Origin of the sequence: Nostoc sp. (assembly GCF_036918245.1) — a bacterium.
Lineage (GTDB): Bacteria > Cyanobacteriota > Cyanobacteriia > Cyanobacteriales > Nostocaceae > Nostoc.
Genome location: NZ_JBALEF010000044.1, coordinates 1 through 15,548, shown reverse-complemented (window position 1 = coordinate 15,548; position 15,548 = coordinate 1). Strand labels below are relative to the sequence as shown.

Annotated in this window: 12 protein-coding genes; 4 read left to right on the top strand and 8 right to left on the bottom strand. The window is 43.8% G+C overall.

All coding sequences use genetic code 11. The annotated features are described in order from the left end of the window. Positions 1–5 precede the first annotated feature (5 nt). Complete coding sequence (locus V7L12_RS11720) at positions 6–416, top strand: hypothetical protein (protein ID WP_335084451.1); 411 nt, start codon at positions 6–8, stop codon at positions 414–416. A 415-nt stretch (positions 417–831) separates the two neighbouring features. Here the strand turns inward: V7L12_RS11720 and V7L12_RS11715 are convergent, their stop codons facing one another. After that, positions 832–2,052, bottom strand: coding sequence for an ABC transporter substrate-binding protein (locus V7L12_RS11715; protein WP_335084523.1), 1,221 nt, complete (start codon positions 2,050–2,052; stop codon positions 832–834). A 227-nt stretch (positions 2,053–2,279) separates the two neighbouring features. On the opposite strand from V7L12_RS11715, the gene V7L12_RS11710 reads away from it, so the two are divergent. Next, positions 2,280–3,701 (top strand): MFS transporter, encoded by a 1,422-nt coding sequence (locus V7L12_RS11710; protein WP_335084450.1) that lies wholly within the window; start codon positions 2,280–2,282, stop codon positions 3,699–3,701. Positions 3,702–3,829: 128 nt separating this feature from the next. Here the strand turns inward: V7L12_RS11710 and accD are convergent, their stop codons facing one another. The 6 genes from accD to V7L12_RS11680 all read right to left on the bottom strand — a co-directional run bounded on the left by accD (position 3,830) and on the right by V7L12_RS11680 (position 11,274). Then, the gene (accD, locus tag V7L12_RS11705) at positions 3,830–4,780 is read right to left on the bottom strand and encodes an acetyl-CoA carboxylase, carboxyltransferase subunit beta (protein WP_335084449.1); all 951 of its coding nucleotides are present in this window, start codon (positions 4,778–4,780) and stop codon (positions 3,830–3,832) included. 579 nt (positions 4,781–5,359) lie between these two features. Then, a complete protein-coding gene (locus tag V7L12_RS11700; RefSeq protein ID WP_335084448.1) occupies positions 5,360–6,187 on the bottom strand; it encodes a prepilin peptidase in 828 nt (275 codons plus the stop codon). A 109-nt stretch (positions 6,188–6,296) separates the two neighbouring features. Then, complete coding sequence (locus V7L12_RS11695; protein ID WP_100899964.1) at positions 6,297–6,557, bottom strand: hypothetical protein; 261 nt, start codon at positions 6,555–6,557, stop codon at positions 6,297–6,299. 90 nt (positions 6,558–6,647) lie between these two features. Next, positions 6,648–7,736 carry a 3-isopropylmalate dehydrogenase gene (gene leuB, locus V7L12_RS11690; protein ID WP_335084447.1) on the bottom strand — a complete coding sequence of 363 codons (1,089 nt, stop codon included), beginning with the start codon at positions 7,734–7,736 and terminating at the stop codon, positions 6,648–6,650. A 141-nt stretch (positions 7,737–7,877) separates the two neighbouring features. Further along, a complete protein-coding gene (locus V7L12_RS11685) occupies positions 7,878–10,628 on the bottom strand; it encodes a cation-translocating P-type ATPase (protein WP_335084446.1) in 2,751 nt (916 codons plus the stop codon). 103 nt (positions 10,629–10,731) lie between these two features. After that, positions 10,732–11,274, bottom strand: a complete 543-nt coding sequence (locus V7L12_RS11680) for a hypothetical protein (RefSeq protein ID WP_335084445.1) — start codon at positions 11,272–11,274, stop codon at positions 10,732–10,734. A 291-nt stretch (positions 11,275–11,565) separates the two neighbouring features. Between V7L12_RS11680 and V7L12_RS11675 the strand changes: the two genes are divergently transcribed. Continuing rightward, positions 11,566–11,991, top strand: a complete 426-nt coding sequence (locus tag V7L12_RS11675; protein ID WP_335084444.1) for a universal stress protein — start codon at positions 11,566–11,568, stop codon at positions 11,989–11,991. Between the two features lie 301 nt (positions 11,992–12,292). Then, on the top strand, positions 12,293–12,775 hold the full coding sequence (locus V7L12_RS11670) for an SRPBCC domain-containing protein (RefSeq protein ID WP_335084443.1): 483 nt from the start codon (positions 12,293–12,295) through the stop codon (positions 12,773–12,775). Between the two features lie 167 nt (positions 12,776–12,942). On the opposite strand, the gene V7L12_RS11665 is transcribed toward V7L12_RS11670, so the two are convergent. Beyond that, positions 12,943–15,036: a glycoside hydrolase family 32 protein gene (locus tag V7L12_RS11665; protein WP_335084442.1), complete on the bottom strand. Its 2,094-nt coding sequence runs from the start codon at positions 15,034–15,036 to the stop codon at positions 12,943–12,945. Positions 15,037–15,548: the final 512 nt, after the last annotated feature.

Sequence of the window (15,548 nt, the reverse complement as noted above, 5' to 3'; positions counted from 1 at the left end):
AATATATGAACCGTAAAGATGTTGACAAATTTGAAAAACTATCAGTACAACTTCAGAGTATTTATGACGAACTTTCTGTATTGTCTAAGAAATCTCCCAATGATGCCGTAAATGAATTTAAACTCAACTTTATTAATAAATTGCTTAATAACTCAAATGAATTACTTAGTCAAAACTATCGACCTTTTGAAGAATTTTCAGAGTTTGATACAGATGATATACCACAATACAGGGATGTAGTGTTAATTATTTCACAATATTTACAATGTTTTGAAAAGCTGCGTGCAGATAATGTAAAGATGCAGAGTGGATACTGGCATTGGTTAGTAGATGCTGAAAGAGATGAAACTGGAGATGAATTAGGCAAAGTTTATTATATTAGAACAATTTGCCCAAAACGATTAAGAAGTAAATGAAATATTTATGAATCCAAAATCTCAAAAGCAGACAAGTAGTGAAAATATTGATCTGTACGAAATCATAATTCCTTTATTACGTGCTATGTAATCAGAGTTCCAAGAACTGAGCAAGAAAAAGCCAGAGGCTGTACTCAATAAGAGTAAAATGAAAATTGTTAACCGACTTCTACAAAGCTGTCGTAAAATACTCGCATCAGAGGCATCTTTTGACTATCTTGATTTAATTGATGAGGATGATGTTCCTCAGAATAGTGATGTAGTACTGATGCTATCTCAATACGTTGCTGCCATGAATCAGTTTAAATTGACTTATTATAATTATAAAGATAATAGTTGGTTTATTTATAAATAAATTGCGCTCTCAAACTTGATAACTAGTATTTAAGTATAGTTGGCAGTAAATACCCTTCAGTTACTCCATCGCCCTAATTTGCTGATTAGCTTGATTCTGTGCCTTTAGCATCGCTTGCTTTAATGGTTGTTGTCCCAATAAGGCGCTGACAAACTGGTTATCAAAATTATTCACGATCGCCCCTGGATACTTACCTACCTGCCACGGTGTAGCATAATCGACTCCCGCCACTAATGGCGATCGCAATGGGTCTTGGTCGTAGCCCAAATTCTTTGCAACTGATTTACGTGTTGGTAAAGCAAATCCTTTTCCTGTCCACTTCTGCATCCCTTCTTTACCAGTGAGATAGGAAATCAACTCCCAAGCTTCGGCTTTGTGCTGTGCTTGCTTGTTCATCACATAGGCAACTGTAAACACCATTGTGCCTTTTTTATCATTAATCATAGGTACTGGTGCAGTAGCAAACTCTACTTGGGGAAAGGTTTCAGTTAAATAGGGAATTGCCCAGTTACCTTCAATCACCATTGCCACTTTACTCTGACCAAACATTTCACTACCTGAGTTTGTCCCCACATCAGATTTTTGGGCAGATGAGCGGTCTTTTTGGTACTGGTTTATTACCAACTCTAAACCCTGTAAACCTGACTCACTGGCAAAAGTAGCATAACCATTTTGATCAACAAGTTGTCCACCAAAGGCTTTAATTTTATAAGCTTGACGCGCTAATTCTGGAATTTCCCCAAAGCCATATTTGTTAAGTTTGCCTGTCAATTGTTGCGAGTAGTTACGTAATTCATCCCAAGTCGCTGGCGGATTACTCAAGCCGGCGGCGGCGAAGGCTTTTTTGTTATAAAACAGGGCAAGGGTGGAATAGTCTTTGGGAAGACCGTAAATCTGATTTTGGTATTTGAAACTGTCGAGTAGGGTATCTTCAAAATCCGTTAGGTCAAATTCGGGGGTAATGTAACTTTCTAACGGTTCTAGGACATTTTGACTCATTAAGAAAGGAGCTTCCAGCGCATCTAGATAAAAAACATCGGGCGCAGCTTCCCCAACTAAACGAGTTTTGATTACATCCATGTATTGGTCGGAAATTACCTCATATTTGACCTTAATAGTTGGATGTTGTGCCTCAAAGTCTTGCAGTACTTGTCTCAAGAGTTTTTGCTCAACAGGAGAGCCTCCCCAACCACTAAGTTTGATGGTGACTGCGGTAGATGCTAACGGCTTGCTTGGCAATTGTAGGCTATGACAAGCAATAATAGCGATCGCGATCGCCATCACCAATGCCAAAAAATTAAATAATCCTTTATTGTTCACAAACAAATAATATTCTCTTTCCTGGCTTATACCTTGTGTTATTAAGGAATGATATTTTACTTATTTGAAATTTTGGTTGAAAATTGCAAGCTAAAATAACGAAAAATTATCAGCAATGCTAATTAAAGCATACTGAGTTCCTGTGCAACCTGATTTATCCGAGGATACTTCACCCATAATCTATGTTTATGGATTCTGTTCAGATTGAAACAACTGTGCCATTGACTCTGGAATTTACCCAAATTGCCTCACCACCAACAGCAATCTCTTCAAACTCTCGAATTTCCAAGGATACTATTCGCACTAGTTTGAAAGCCTCTACTGCGGATTCTGTCTTAGCATCGGTTTACTCTCTTGGAACTGGCGGGATTTTACTCAGCAATTTATTAGTGGAGTTGGGTGCTAGTTCAGTGGTATTTGGGATGCTGTCTTCTATTCCCATGTTGGTCAATCTCATTCAGCCGTTGGGTGCTTACTTGTCTGAACGTAGCACCAGCCGCTTTCAATATTCGCTTCGGACACACGGAATTGGTCGGCTGCTATGGCTGATTTTAGTAATTGGTATTGTAAGTGCCAGCTTGGGAGTGATTGATGCTCACCAGTTAGTCATATTGACACTCTTGATTGTTCTATTCAGCAATCTTTTGGGAGGACTAGGAACTGCATCGTGGCTAAGTTGGGTGGCAATGATAGTTCCCCGGCGATTACGAGGCAGGTATTTTGGGACACGCAATAGTGCTGCTAGTCTAACTAATTTGGTTTGCGTACCAATGGCTGGTCTAGTTGTATCACATTGGTATGGGGGAACTTTACAAGGTTATGGGATAGTTCTACTGATAAGCATTGTCTTTGGGATTGTGGGATTGGGGTGTCAGTCTTTCCAGGTGGATATGAATCCGCAATCGCAAAACACTTATTATGGCAAGTCATCACAAACAAGTGAGATTCAATCAGAGGTTGCAAAAGATGAATCTTCTGAAGTGCTTCAATCAATTCATCCACCACAAGACCAGTCAACTAACAGCATCTGGAAAAACTCTAACTTTTTGGTATTTCTGCTGTATTTCAGCTTTTGGACGCTTGCTGTTAACCTCAGCAGTCCTTTTTTTAACCTCTATATGCTCGACACGCTGGATTTGGATGTGAGCTATGTGACTATCTACAACAGCCTTCAGGCGGGGGCGACTTTGCTGATGCTTATCTTGTGGGGAAAATTAGCAGACAAGATAGGCAATCGTCCCATCCTCATCTGTATTGGGATTTTGGTTGCAGCTACACCATTGCTGTGGCTAGGGATTAGTGTTAATCGCCTTGACATCTGGCTGTGGTTGCCACTGTTACACATCTTGACTGGAGGGACTTGGGCGGCAATTGACTTGTGCAACAACAATATACAATTCGCGATCGCACCAACTAAAAATCAGTCTATCTATTTTGCGATCGCAGCTGCCGTTGCTGGAGTAAGTGGTGCTTTGGGCACAACTATAGGCAGTTTCATCGTCCAATTTGCCCAGTCTGGAGGTTTACTAAGCTTGTTTGTCCTCTCTAGTCTATTCCGACTAGTAGCCCTTGTTCCACTCATGTTTCTCCAAGAGCCAGGCAGAGGATGAGAGGGACAGGGAGTGGGAAAGAAGCAGGGGAGCAGGGAGAAGAGTTTTCCCCTCTGCCCAATGCCCAATGCCCAATGCCCAATGCCCAATGCCCAATGCCCAATGCCCAATGCCCAATGCCCAATGCTTTATTCTGCGGCGGTAGAAGTCAAGGACATTGTTTCCCACAACACCATGTGAGGTGTTGTTAATACAGGCTGGTGTAGGGCAATCAGCTGGACTAGGGTGTTCTTTAATTGGGTACGGGGTACGATATCATCAACAAAACCGTGCTGGAGCAAATCTTCAGCAGTCTGGAAATTTTCGGGTAGTTTTTCCCGCAGGGTTTGCTCAATCACTCGCCGACCAGCAAAACCAATGGTTGCTTTGGGTTCTGCCAAAATTATATCGCCCAACATTGCAAAACTAGCGGTAACACCGCCCGTTGTCGGATTGGTCAAAACAGGAATATATAATAGTCGGGCGTCTTTATGGCGCTGTAAGGCTGCGGAGATTTTTGCCATCTGCATCAAAGAGAGCATACCTTCTTGCATTCTCGCGCCACCGGAGGTACAGATGATAACTACAGGATAGCGTCGTTGAGTGGCTTGCTCAATCATCCGGGTGAGTCTTTCTCCCACGACCGAACCCATACTACCACCCATGAAGCGGAAGTCCATAACTCCAAGGGCAATGGGCAAACCATTGATTTGACCTAAACCAGTTCTAACCGCGTCTATTAAGCCAATTTTATCTTGTGTTTCCCGCAAGCGATCACTGTAGAGTTTGCGATCGCGAAATTCCAGCGGATCGGTTGGACGCAAATGCTCGTCCAGCGGTTTCCAGGTATTGTTATCTATCAATTGACGGATGCGCTCATCACTGTCTACCCGATTGTGATGACCACATTCTACACAAACCATCTGATTGGCTTTCAGGTCTTTTGTGTATGTCAATACACCACACTTAGAACATTTATTCCATAGACCATCAGCAATTTCACGCTCTTGGCGTTCGAGGCTGGTAGATCCTGATTTTCGTCGATTTGCAAACCAATCAAATAGAGACTTTAAACCGCGTGATTCTTCGTTGTTAGCCATTTTTTATTTTATTTTAAGTGGGTATGAGGTCGAAAACATGTCAAACCGTATTGGGTTGTCCTTAGTCATTAGTCATTTTTCTTTATTAAGACTAATGGCTACATCGTTAAACTACGTTTTTAAGCAATTCAGACCTTAATTTTCGTCTTTGGTTGCCAGCTTAACGAAAATACTTATACCAATACAAGTCTCTTGCTCTTTTTTTCAGCAGACTTAATTATATGGACGTAGTGACAAAACCATGAGAATACCAACCTCCAAATAAGATGCTCTCCCCCTCCCACCCAAATCAATTATTCGTATTGCTAGGTTCTGAACAATCAGCATCTGTTGTACTAGTTGCGCTTGCCAACGGTTAATCGTCGTTAAGAGGGTAATACAAGTCACAAGCTGAATATTATCAAAATGTGAAAGGTAGATGGGGTAATGTTGGTTACAGTCACGAATTATAAATATTTCTTATGAAAGGGCATTGGGTATGGGTATAGGGCACTGGGCATTGTGCATTGGGAATGGAGAAGAGACAAGGGAGAGACTTGTCCTCCTTGTCCCCTTGTCTTGCCTGCTCGCTACTCCAATTCAAGAGGCTGGAAAAAATAACCGCAGGTAGCTAGACAAAATGGCTTCGCCGCTAAACAGGGTAATCACAGATCCTAAAGCCAGAAAAGGGCCAAAAGGTATCTTTTGTCCTAATTTTTGTCGCGATCGCTGCATAATCAAAACACCGATACCAATTAATGCTCCCAGCGCACAGGCAATAAAACTAGCCAAGAGCAAATATTTCCAGCCTAACCAGACTCCCATCATGGCTGCTAACTTGGCGTCACCTGCACCCATTGCAGTTTTACCAAAGGCAATTGAACTCAATAGGGCGATCGCATCAAACAGCCATAAGCCTAATACTGCACCAACTATCGCCATTATCAGGTGATTTACCAATGCCACAAAACTACCCTCTGGTAGAAAACCAACTACCATTTGAAACAAAATCCCCACCACTAAACCCGACTGAGTAAGTGGATTGGGTAGGGTCATTGTATCTAAGTCGATGAGTGATAGCGCCAATAACCAACTGCAAAAAGCCCAATAGCCTATTGTTAAAGTCGAAACTTGAAAGACCAAAAAAATTAGTAAAAAAATTATGCCCGTTACCCCTTCTACCACGGGATAACGGACAGAAATTTTGCTTTTGCAATATCGACACCGCCCTCTTAAGGAAATCCAGCCGAACACTGGTACATTGTCGTAAGCTTTTAGCTGGTTTAAGCATTTAGGACAACGAGAAGGCGGCCAAAGAATTGACAACCCAGCAGGTAGGCGATAAACAATAACATTGAGAAAACTACCAATAGATGCACCTAAAGCAAAGACCATTACACTCGCCGGGATGGCGAACAAAATGTCCATACAGTCATTTGTCCTTTGTCATTTGTCCTGTGTCATTTGTGCTTTGTCATTTGTCCTTTGTCAATAACTAATAACAAATGACCAATGACCAATGACTAATGAGCAATGACTAATACATGTGCGATTCAATTTGACTTAAGGGCACAAAACACTCTTGAGGTAAAAGGACTGGTTGGTTAGTAAAAATAACCTTACCTCGATGAGTCACACGATTAATTGCTACACCGGAAGGTTGCCCAGCTATTTCGGGATGAACTTCACAGTGAATATAGTATATCTGCCCAGCAGCTCTGATTACAGCAGGATCAATCAAAGGCGATTGGTTCTTTGGGGCGGTAAAATTTACTTGACCTTGTCGTAATGCGTACACTATCGACTGTTATTTGATTGCTAGATTTCCCTTTAGTCTACCCGAAACTTATAGCAAAGGTTGCCAAATTGCCCAAGTTGCTCTATAAAATTATTTTTGTTCGATAGCTTTGATGAGTGAGTCTCCCATAGCGCGGCAACCCAGGAGATTTTTGCCTGGAGAAATTATATCCCCTGTGCGATCGCCCTGCTCTAAAACTTGCAATACGGCTTGTTCGATACGATCTGCCGCTTCTGGTTGGTCTAAACCGTAGCGTAACATCATCGCCGCACTCAAAACCTGTGCTAGAGGATTTGCCTTATCAAGTCCGGCAATATCTGGGGCGGAACCATGAACGGGTTCAAATACACCAGCCCCAGAAGCGCCCAAACTAGCTGAGGGTAACATCCCTATACTACCTGTGAGCATGGCAGCAGCATCAGAGAGAATATCACCAAACAAATTGCCTGTAACGATAGTGTCGAACTGCTTGGGAGCGCGTACTAACTGCATAGCAGCATTATCTACATATAAATGAGAGAGTTCGATATCTGGATATTCTTGGGAAAGTTGGGTGATGCGATCGCGCCACAGTTGAGATACTTCTAATACGTTCGCCTTATCCACCGAACAAAGTTTCCCACCACGTTTTTTTGCCGCTTCAAACGCCACCCGCCCAATACGTTCAATTTCCGATTCGGTGTAAACCATTGTATTTACACCACGTTTTTCACCGGTTTCTGTAGCAAAAATACCTTTAGGTTTACCGAAGTAAATCCCACCAGTGAGTTCACGCACCACCATAATATCCACGCCTTCTACAATTTCGCGTTTCAAGGTCGAAGCGTCGATTAGCTGGGGCAAAATTTTCGCTGGGCGCAAATTGGCAAATAATCCTAACCCGGCACGTAGTCCTAACAAACCTGCTTCTGGGCGTAAATTGGATGGCAGGGAATCCCACTTGTAACCACCAATCGCAGCAAGTAACACAGCATCACTGTTACGGCAAGTATCGAGAGTGGCAGATGGTAGGGGTTCCCCTGTGGCATCAATTGCTGCACCACCGATGAGGGCTTCTTGGAATTCAAACTTCAGATCAAATTGCTTCCCTACGACTTTTAGCACATCTACCGCCACTGCCATAATTTCAGGGCCAATGCCATCGCCGGGGAGTAGAGTAATGCGGTAGTTCTGGGTCATAGCTGGTTATTACTAGGTAAATGCTTGCAGATTAAATATCATACCCAGCAAAATGTACCGATGGAGTTTTTAATTAATTTGGGTGTAGCTCTAACGTAATCATCTGGCATTGCATGAAACTACTAAAAAAGTCCTATATCCCTAGTTGAGCGGATCGAAACGCTGCAAGATGAGAGCGATGAACACCACTGGCAAACCTACACCCATGCAAATGAGAGCTTGGATAAATGTTAAAGGTGTGGTGTCAAACACTTGATTCATCATGCTCCACTGACTGAACAGACATTGTAAAATCACCACAGCCACAATTCCGATCGCAGGTGCATAGGCTACAGGTGTGCGTTTACCTTGGATTCTCACGAATAGAGATGGTAAAAACTGGCTAATACTTAACAGGTAAAAGACTTCTGCTGCAACCAACCCATTAATTGCCATCGTTCGCGCCAATGGTTCATTGCCTGTAGTTTGAAGTATCCATTGAAACATCCCAAAAATTACCAGCCAATTGAAGACGGAAATCGCTATGATGCGTTGGAGTAACCCACCCGATAAAAGCCTTTCTCTGGGGTTGCGCGGTGGTTGTTGCATCACCTGTCCAGATTTTGGCTCAAAGGCAAGGGGAGCAATCAATGCTATTGAACTGACCATGTTGAGCCAGAGAATTTGGATTGGTAAGATGGGAAGCACGGTGGCCAGGAGAATGGCAATCAAAATTGTCATGGATTCTCCCACGTTGATCGGCAGCAAGAAGGCGATCGCTTTTCGCAAGTTGCGGTAAACACCACGTCCTTCCTCCACAGCCGCTTCTATTGAGGCAAAGTTATCGTCAGTTAGAAGCATATCCGCCGATTCTTTGGCAACCTCTGCCCCGGCTATGCCCATCGCTACACCAATATCTGCTTGTTTGAGAGCGGGAGCATCATTGACACCATCTCCAGTCATGGCAACAATTTCACCCTGAGACTGCAACGCTTTCACTAGATGCAATTTTTGTTCTGGCGCAACTCGCGCAAATACCATACCTTGTTCAGCCGCTTGGGTGAATTCTTTTTCATCCATCTGAGCTAATTGCTGTCCGGTGAAAACCTGTTCTTCAGTGGAGCAAATTCCCATTTGGCGGGCGATCGCAGCTGCTGTAAGTGCATGATCCCCAGTGATCATCTTCACCTGAATCCCGGCAGATTGACAGGCTTTTACTGCGGCGATCGCTTCCTCACGGGGCGGATCGATTATGCCCTGAAGTCCTAGAAATACCAGTCCTCGATCAATATCATTACGATCCAAGGATCGCTTAGTGGCAACTTCTTTGCTGGCAAAGGCTAGCACTCGTAACCCTTGGTTTGCCATATCAGCAACTTCCTGTTCCACTGCGGCAGGATTGAGACGAGCGAGTTGTCCTTGAGCATCGAACATGCGATCGCATCGTTGGAGAATTGCCTCTACAGAACCTTTGAGATAAATCACATTCAGCGATCGCTTTGCATCTAATTCATGCAAAGTCGCCATGTACTGGAATTGAGACTCAAAGGGAATGGTGTCTATTCTACGCAATTCTTGCTCTAGATTCGCTTGCATCAATCCCGCTTTATTGGCAGCCGGAATTAATGCTCCCTCGGTTGGGGTTCCTACTAAGTCCCACTGTCCATCTCCCCATTCGATGTGAGAATCATTGCAGAGCAATCCTGCTTCCAGGGATTCCCAAAGAGCAACATGTCCATCTGCATTGAAATCAACAGGCTGTTGATTCATCAGGATTTCACCGTCTGGGGCATAACCAATACCGCTAACGGTGTAATGTTGCCCACCTGCATAAATCTTTTGAACCGTCATCTGATTTTCAGTTAACGTCCCAGTTTTGTCAGAGCAAATAACAGTGGTACTTCCCAAAGTTTCCACTGCGGGTAGCTTGCGAATAATCGCCTTACGTCGTGCCATCCGGGAAACTCCGATCGCTAAAGTGACGGTGACAATTGCAGGCAATCCTTCTGGAATCGCGCTGACTACCAAAGCTACACTCGCTTTAAAAACATCAATCCAAGATTCGCCCTGTCCTAATCCGACTGCAAATGTCAGGGCAGCCAAACCTAAAATGACATACAACAAGCTTTTGCTAAACTTGTCAATATTTCGTGTCAGCGGTGTTTTCAAATTTGTGCTGCTTTCAATTAACTGCGAGATGCGACCGGTTTCAGTGGCATCTGCGATCGCCACTACAATCCCTTCTGCCTGTCCAAAACTGACGAAACTTCCTGCGTACACCATATTGCTTCGTTCGGCTAACGGTGTTTCGACAGCCAGCGATGCCGTTGCTTTCTCAACCGGAACGGATTCGCCTGTTAAGGCAGACTCGTCAACTTGCAACCCACGCACACTTAATAGCCGCAGATCGGCAGGTACTTTATCCCCAGATGCCAGCAATACCAAATCACCCAGAACAAGTTCAGTAGAAGCCAAACGAGTTTTTTGACCATTGCGAATCACAGTTGCTTCGGTAGTGACGGCTTTGGATAGAGCAGCGATCGCACCTTCTGCTTTAGATTCTTGAATGTAGCCAATGATGACGTTAATTAGGGTGACACCAAAAATTACTCCCGCATCTATCCAATCTCGCAGCAGCAGCGTCACCACTCCCGCCGTCAGCAAAATATATAGTAGTGGTTGATTAAATTGCTCTAAAAATCGTAGCCAAGGACTTTTTCCACCTTTACCAGTCAGTTGATTTGCACCCATCTGCTGGTGTCGTTTGCTAGCTTCTTCATGGGTCAAACCTGCTTCCGGATGGCTGGCTAAGGTTTGCACAACCTTTTGTTCACCCAGAGTATGCCATTCATAGTTGAGTAAATCTTTTGTTGTCTGGGCAAAAGTATTTGTAGCGATCGTATCTGCTGTCATCTCAGTCTCCAAAAACTAATTCGTAATTCGTAATTAAGATTCATCAGATTTATATGGATTTCTCTGTTTGAATCTGTACTTTTCTTTTTTCAAATTGGTGTTCTTACGAGAATCTTTTGTTAAATTCATAAATATGCCATTCCTGCACACCCCAATAACTGAGAATCGATTCTGCTTGCCAGATTTCATCTGTTGTTCCCTCAACCTTCACCAAAAATTTTTCTTGGCAGGTGGTTGGCTCACAGAGTCTAGGTTGCCTTTCGGGAGCAAACCAACCTTGAAATGCACCATAAACACTGCCAAAAATCGCACTCGCTCCACCCGCCAGCATTGTACTCACCACAGATTCAACCGCTAATGCTGGCCCAAAACCGGGAATAACTAATACGCCAAGTCCGGCTGTTAGTGCCAGGAAGCCCCCGGTTGTTCCTCCTGTAATTGCGCCTGCTTTAGCACCTTCGATCGGAGTTATGGGATGTTTACCCGCATTAGCATCCTCGTGCAACTTTTCGTCTTCAGAGTCTAAAGTGAACACAGAAATTTTATGCATGGGAAAGTCAATCGCTCTGAGTTCATCAAGCACCTGTGTTGCAGCCTGACGGCTAGAAATGATACCGATTGCATTTTTAACTGGATTGAAATTCATCACAACATCTCCTATCAAAATCAGTAAGTTTAAAACGAAGCTTTATTAATCTCCAAATAGTAAAAAACTATAGTTTGATAGTGTGAGCATGAACCGTATTAGTTCGGGTATTCGTTTTAAACCTCAGTTGGGTTAGTTTCGTTTGTCTGCTTCTTTTCCAGGATTGCTGATGAATGTGAACGAAAAGTGAATAAATCGTTTATCCGACTTAATTTCACTTTTAAATCACATTTGTCCTTCAAGCTAAAAGACAACAAATGTGAATGAAGTAATTGATTATTGGAGCTGGATATGAGCTTTAAGAAGATTTTGGTGGCGGTCGATGATTCACCTGCGACTGCAACAGTGTTTATAAAAGCACTGGAGTTAGCCCAAAGAGATGCTGCTCAGTTAATGATTGGTTACAGCATTGAGCTAGCAGCTTCTAGTCAACTCACTGTGAACTTAGTAGACCTGGAAATAGAAACACAACAGGCACAAAGTTTACTCCAGTTGTACTATCAGAAAGCGAAAATACTAGGCATTATGGCAGAATACAGTTATCAAACAGGAGAGCCTGGGACTAACATCTGTCATTTAGCCCGGAGTTGGGGAGCAGATTTGATTGTGCTTGGTCGTAGAGGACTTAAAGGATTTGCCGAACTTTTAGCAGGAAGTGTGAGCAATCACGTCTTTCATCACGCTCCATGTTCCGTCCTGGTTGTTCAACGTCAGTAGTTCTTTCACAACTGTCTACCAACCGCCAGAATTTTGCTGTTCAAACTTGAGTTTTCTACGAATAGTATTCATTATGCTTTACAAGAAACAATCTAGTTTCCTCGTAGTCCACCAAAGAGACTTTGCAGGGTTTATTTTATGGTAGGAAAATCAAGTTATTTTCTCCCCCTGCTCCCCCTCCTTTATCTGCCTGCCTTCACCCGTAATTTTTGGGTTAGTCGATTACTAGGACTAGAATATATGGGGTTATTTTTAGCAGGAATAACCGTTTTAATGCTGGTTTTTTTATCAACTCATACCCATGAAAATCTACACTGAAATCGAAATTCAGGCATCGGAGAAGCAGGTATGGAACTTACTCACTGATTTTGCCAGTTTTCCACATTGGAATCTATTTATTCGTCAAATTAGTGGTTCGCTGAGTGAAGGGGCACAGCTAACCGTTCACTTTCAGCCTCCGGGTACAGATATTATGAGCTTTCGACCTACTGTGATTACGGTAGAACCTAATCGTAAATTGCGCTGGTTAGGGCACTTTTTGATACCAGGGTTATTTTACGGTGAACACAGTTTTATTATTGAACCGCTAGGAAGCGATGTCTACGACGGGCTACGCCTACGCGTCCGCTTCATTCAGCAAGCATCTTTCCAGGGCTTACTAGTACCTCTGCTGGCTCGTCGATTAAATATCGACGTTCGTCAAGGGTTTGAAGCGATGAACCAAACATTGAAAACCAAGGCAGAACGCATTAATCAAACTACGACTACTTCATTAAATCGCTAAATCGCTTTTTCAAGTCAACTGCTAGCATCACCTGTTGAGAGTTGACAGCAGGGCAGGGAGTGAGATATATAGTCGCCTAGAACATCAATAAGGCGATGTCTGGCGACAAGCCGAGGAAGCGTCTACACACTGATGGTTGATTAGTTTGCAGTCGTTATCTGAAATCATCAGTCATCACTGAACGGGTATATAACCAAGCTCACTATCTTTGCATTTCCCCCTGTTGCATACAGCTTGAACTCTTTATTGGCTGAATTAGGAAAGAATAAACTGCTTAACACTACGCGTCCATCGCCCGCAAACACTTCTACCGAACTTCGATCCACGAGAATCCGAAGTTTTAAGAGGTTATTATTGGTGTCACGTGTCACAACAGGCATTTGAGTGATCTGCGAGCTTTCATTGGGTTGGGCATTCCTGAAGTTTGATACGAGTCGCTCAATTGTAGATGCTGCAAAAGGAAGAGAGATAGACAACCATTTACCGATAAACCCAGACTCTTGTTGTTTTAATTCTGAAGTCGATCCACCGGCTTCAGAAGCAGAGCGCGTTAGTGATAACTCTCCCTTGTCGGCACCAGTACGTCGCCATGCCAACACCATTCCTTGCCCTGTATTACCCGATCGCAGATGAATCTTGATTTGGGAGTTGACTTTGGGCAAACCAGCAACATCAATTGCTAGGTCAGCATCGAATGCAGTGGAACGAAAATTCTTCAGCTCCTCTGGCGTCTTGTTAGTCAAGGGTTTATCCCGCAACCGAGTCACACGCCCAAGCGCAGAATTTCTCAGAAGCGCTAGTTCTTGAACCGGAGTTTGAGTCAGCCAATAGGTGCCAGAATCTCTCATCAACCCCAAGTCTCGCGGAATGCTCAATTGTCCTCGCCACGGCGTTGTTGGAGTTTGGTGGGCGTAATGCCAATTATTTTGCCAGCCAGCCAGGATGCGTCGTCCTGGAGTGCCAGACCAGGTTTGAGGCGCATAAAAATCTGAGCCAAAATCTATAGGTCGAGGCTGTGACTCCTGCTTGAACTGCTTCCCATCAAATTCGCCGACGATATAGAAGCTACGTGAGGTAAATTTTCGGGACTTTTCACAGTCCTTTTTGAGTTTGGGGTCAGTGAGCGGCATACCGGTACTGTCTCGAAGACCCTGGCAGGCCACGGGCGGAAGGAAACCTTCGCTGTAGGTCAGTATCCACTTGGTCTGGTTCGTCCCCGAATTGCTGATCGGTAACTCAAACAAATCTGGGGTTTCGACGAAAGGACCTAAAGTGGTGAGGCTGCTGTAGAGCGGGATAGAGGATAGGAGGTTCCATTGTCTCAGATTCGCAGACTCATAAAGCTCGGCTTTATTTCCAACCGCTAACACCATAATCCAGCGCCCCTTATAGGGGAATACCTTCGGATCTCGAAAATCTGGCTTAGGAGGTGTCAAGTTAGGCAACACACTCTCCGGTGCTTTAAAGGACTCGCCCCCATTGCAGCTAGCCGCAAGCCACTGATCCTGGAGTGAGATAATAGAAGTGTTCTTGGTGAATATAGAAGCAACACAAAGGTTTGAGCAGTCGCAGGGGAACTGTCTTGCTGCCTCACCACTTACAGTCACCGCAGACCCCGAGAAAGGAGACCAGACTTGATTTTGATCGTCGCTACTGGGAAGGAGATCCATTGACGGACTGAACATCGCGTCTCTGCGCCCAGACCAGTGAACCAGATCGGTGCTAACTGCATGTCCCCAGTTAATTTGGCCATTAAGATCCCGAGAGAACGGAATTGCCTGATAGTAGAGATGGTACGTCCCGTTTACATAGACAAGACCGTTCGGATCATTCATCCATCCCCATGAGGGAGCAAAATGAAAGAAAGGTCTCCATGAACTGTTGGGATATTCCTGCACATTCAGCCGAACCGTTTCAGAACCTCCCTTAGAGTAATAAAGGTTTGGGGCGATTTTAACCGTCAGGTTAAAGTTCTGATCTTTAGGGGCATTGAGAGGCACAGCAACTTCCAGTACAATTTGCCCTTTTGCTCTGCCCTGTCCAAGTCCTTTCTTACTGAGAAGCCTGACACCAATCCGCGCATCCGAGGAAGCGACCGAAGTCGCAAAATCGATCCCATCTCCGATCACAGTAATACGGCGTGTTTCACCCTGATGAACACTACCACCTCCAACAACCTTTTCGATCGCAGACCGAGCAGGAGCGGGAAAAATCAACAAAGCCGCGGTCGCATAGAGTACAGAAACAGTACGCACCTTCATCGCTCTTCTCCAAACAATATCCCTGCAATTCCGGCTGAAACTTCACCACCTTGACGCAAGGAAGTGGATGGATGCATTACATATATATTAAATTTTCATGGTAAGCATTTAATGCAGTAAACAAAAAATAACACTTTTCCGCTTTCTATGACGCTCCATTCATGCAAGAACGTTACTATGAGCGCTTTTTCAAGTCAACTGCTAGTATCACCTGTTGAGAGTTGCTAGCAGGGCAGAAAGTGAGATACATAGTCGCCCAATACGGTTCGGTTAAGACCAAAAAACCTGTAAACTTAGCTTTGTCTTCAGTAGACCTCTTGCAAAAGTCGCTCAGGAAAATTTGATTTTGGGGAGACAAAGCTCATAATTATAGAGAGCAGCAATCAGATTAAACCTTAAACTAAATCTTTGTTTTCTAGTAAGGATTCAGGTCTAATATTTAGGAAGCAGTGATGGCCGAGACAGATAATTATTAGAATTAGCCAGCAGTGCTTGTGCAAAAAAGTCAATCA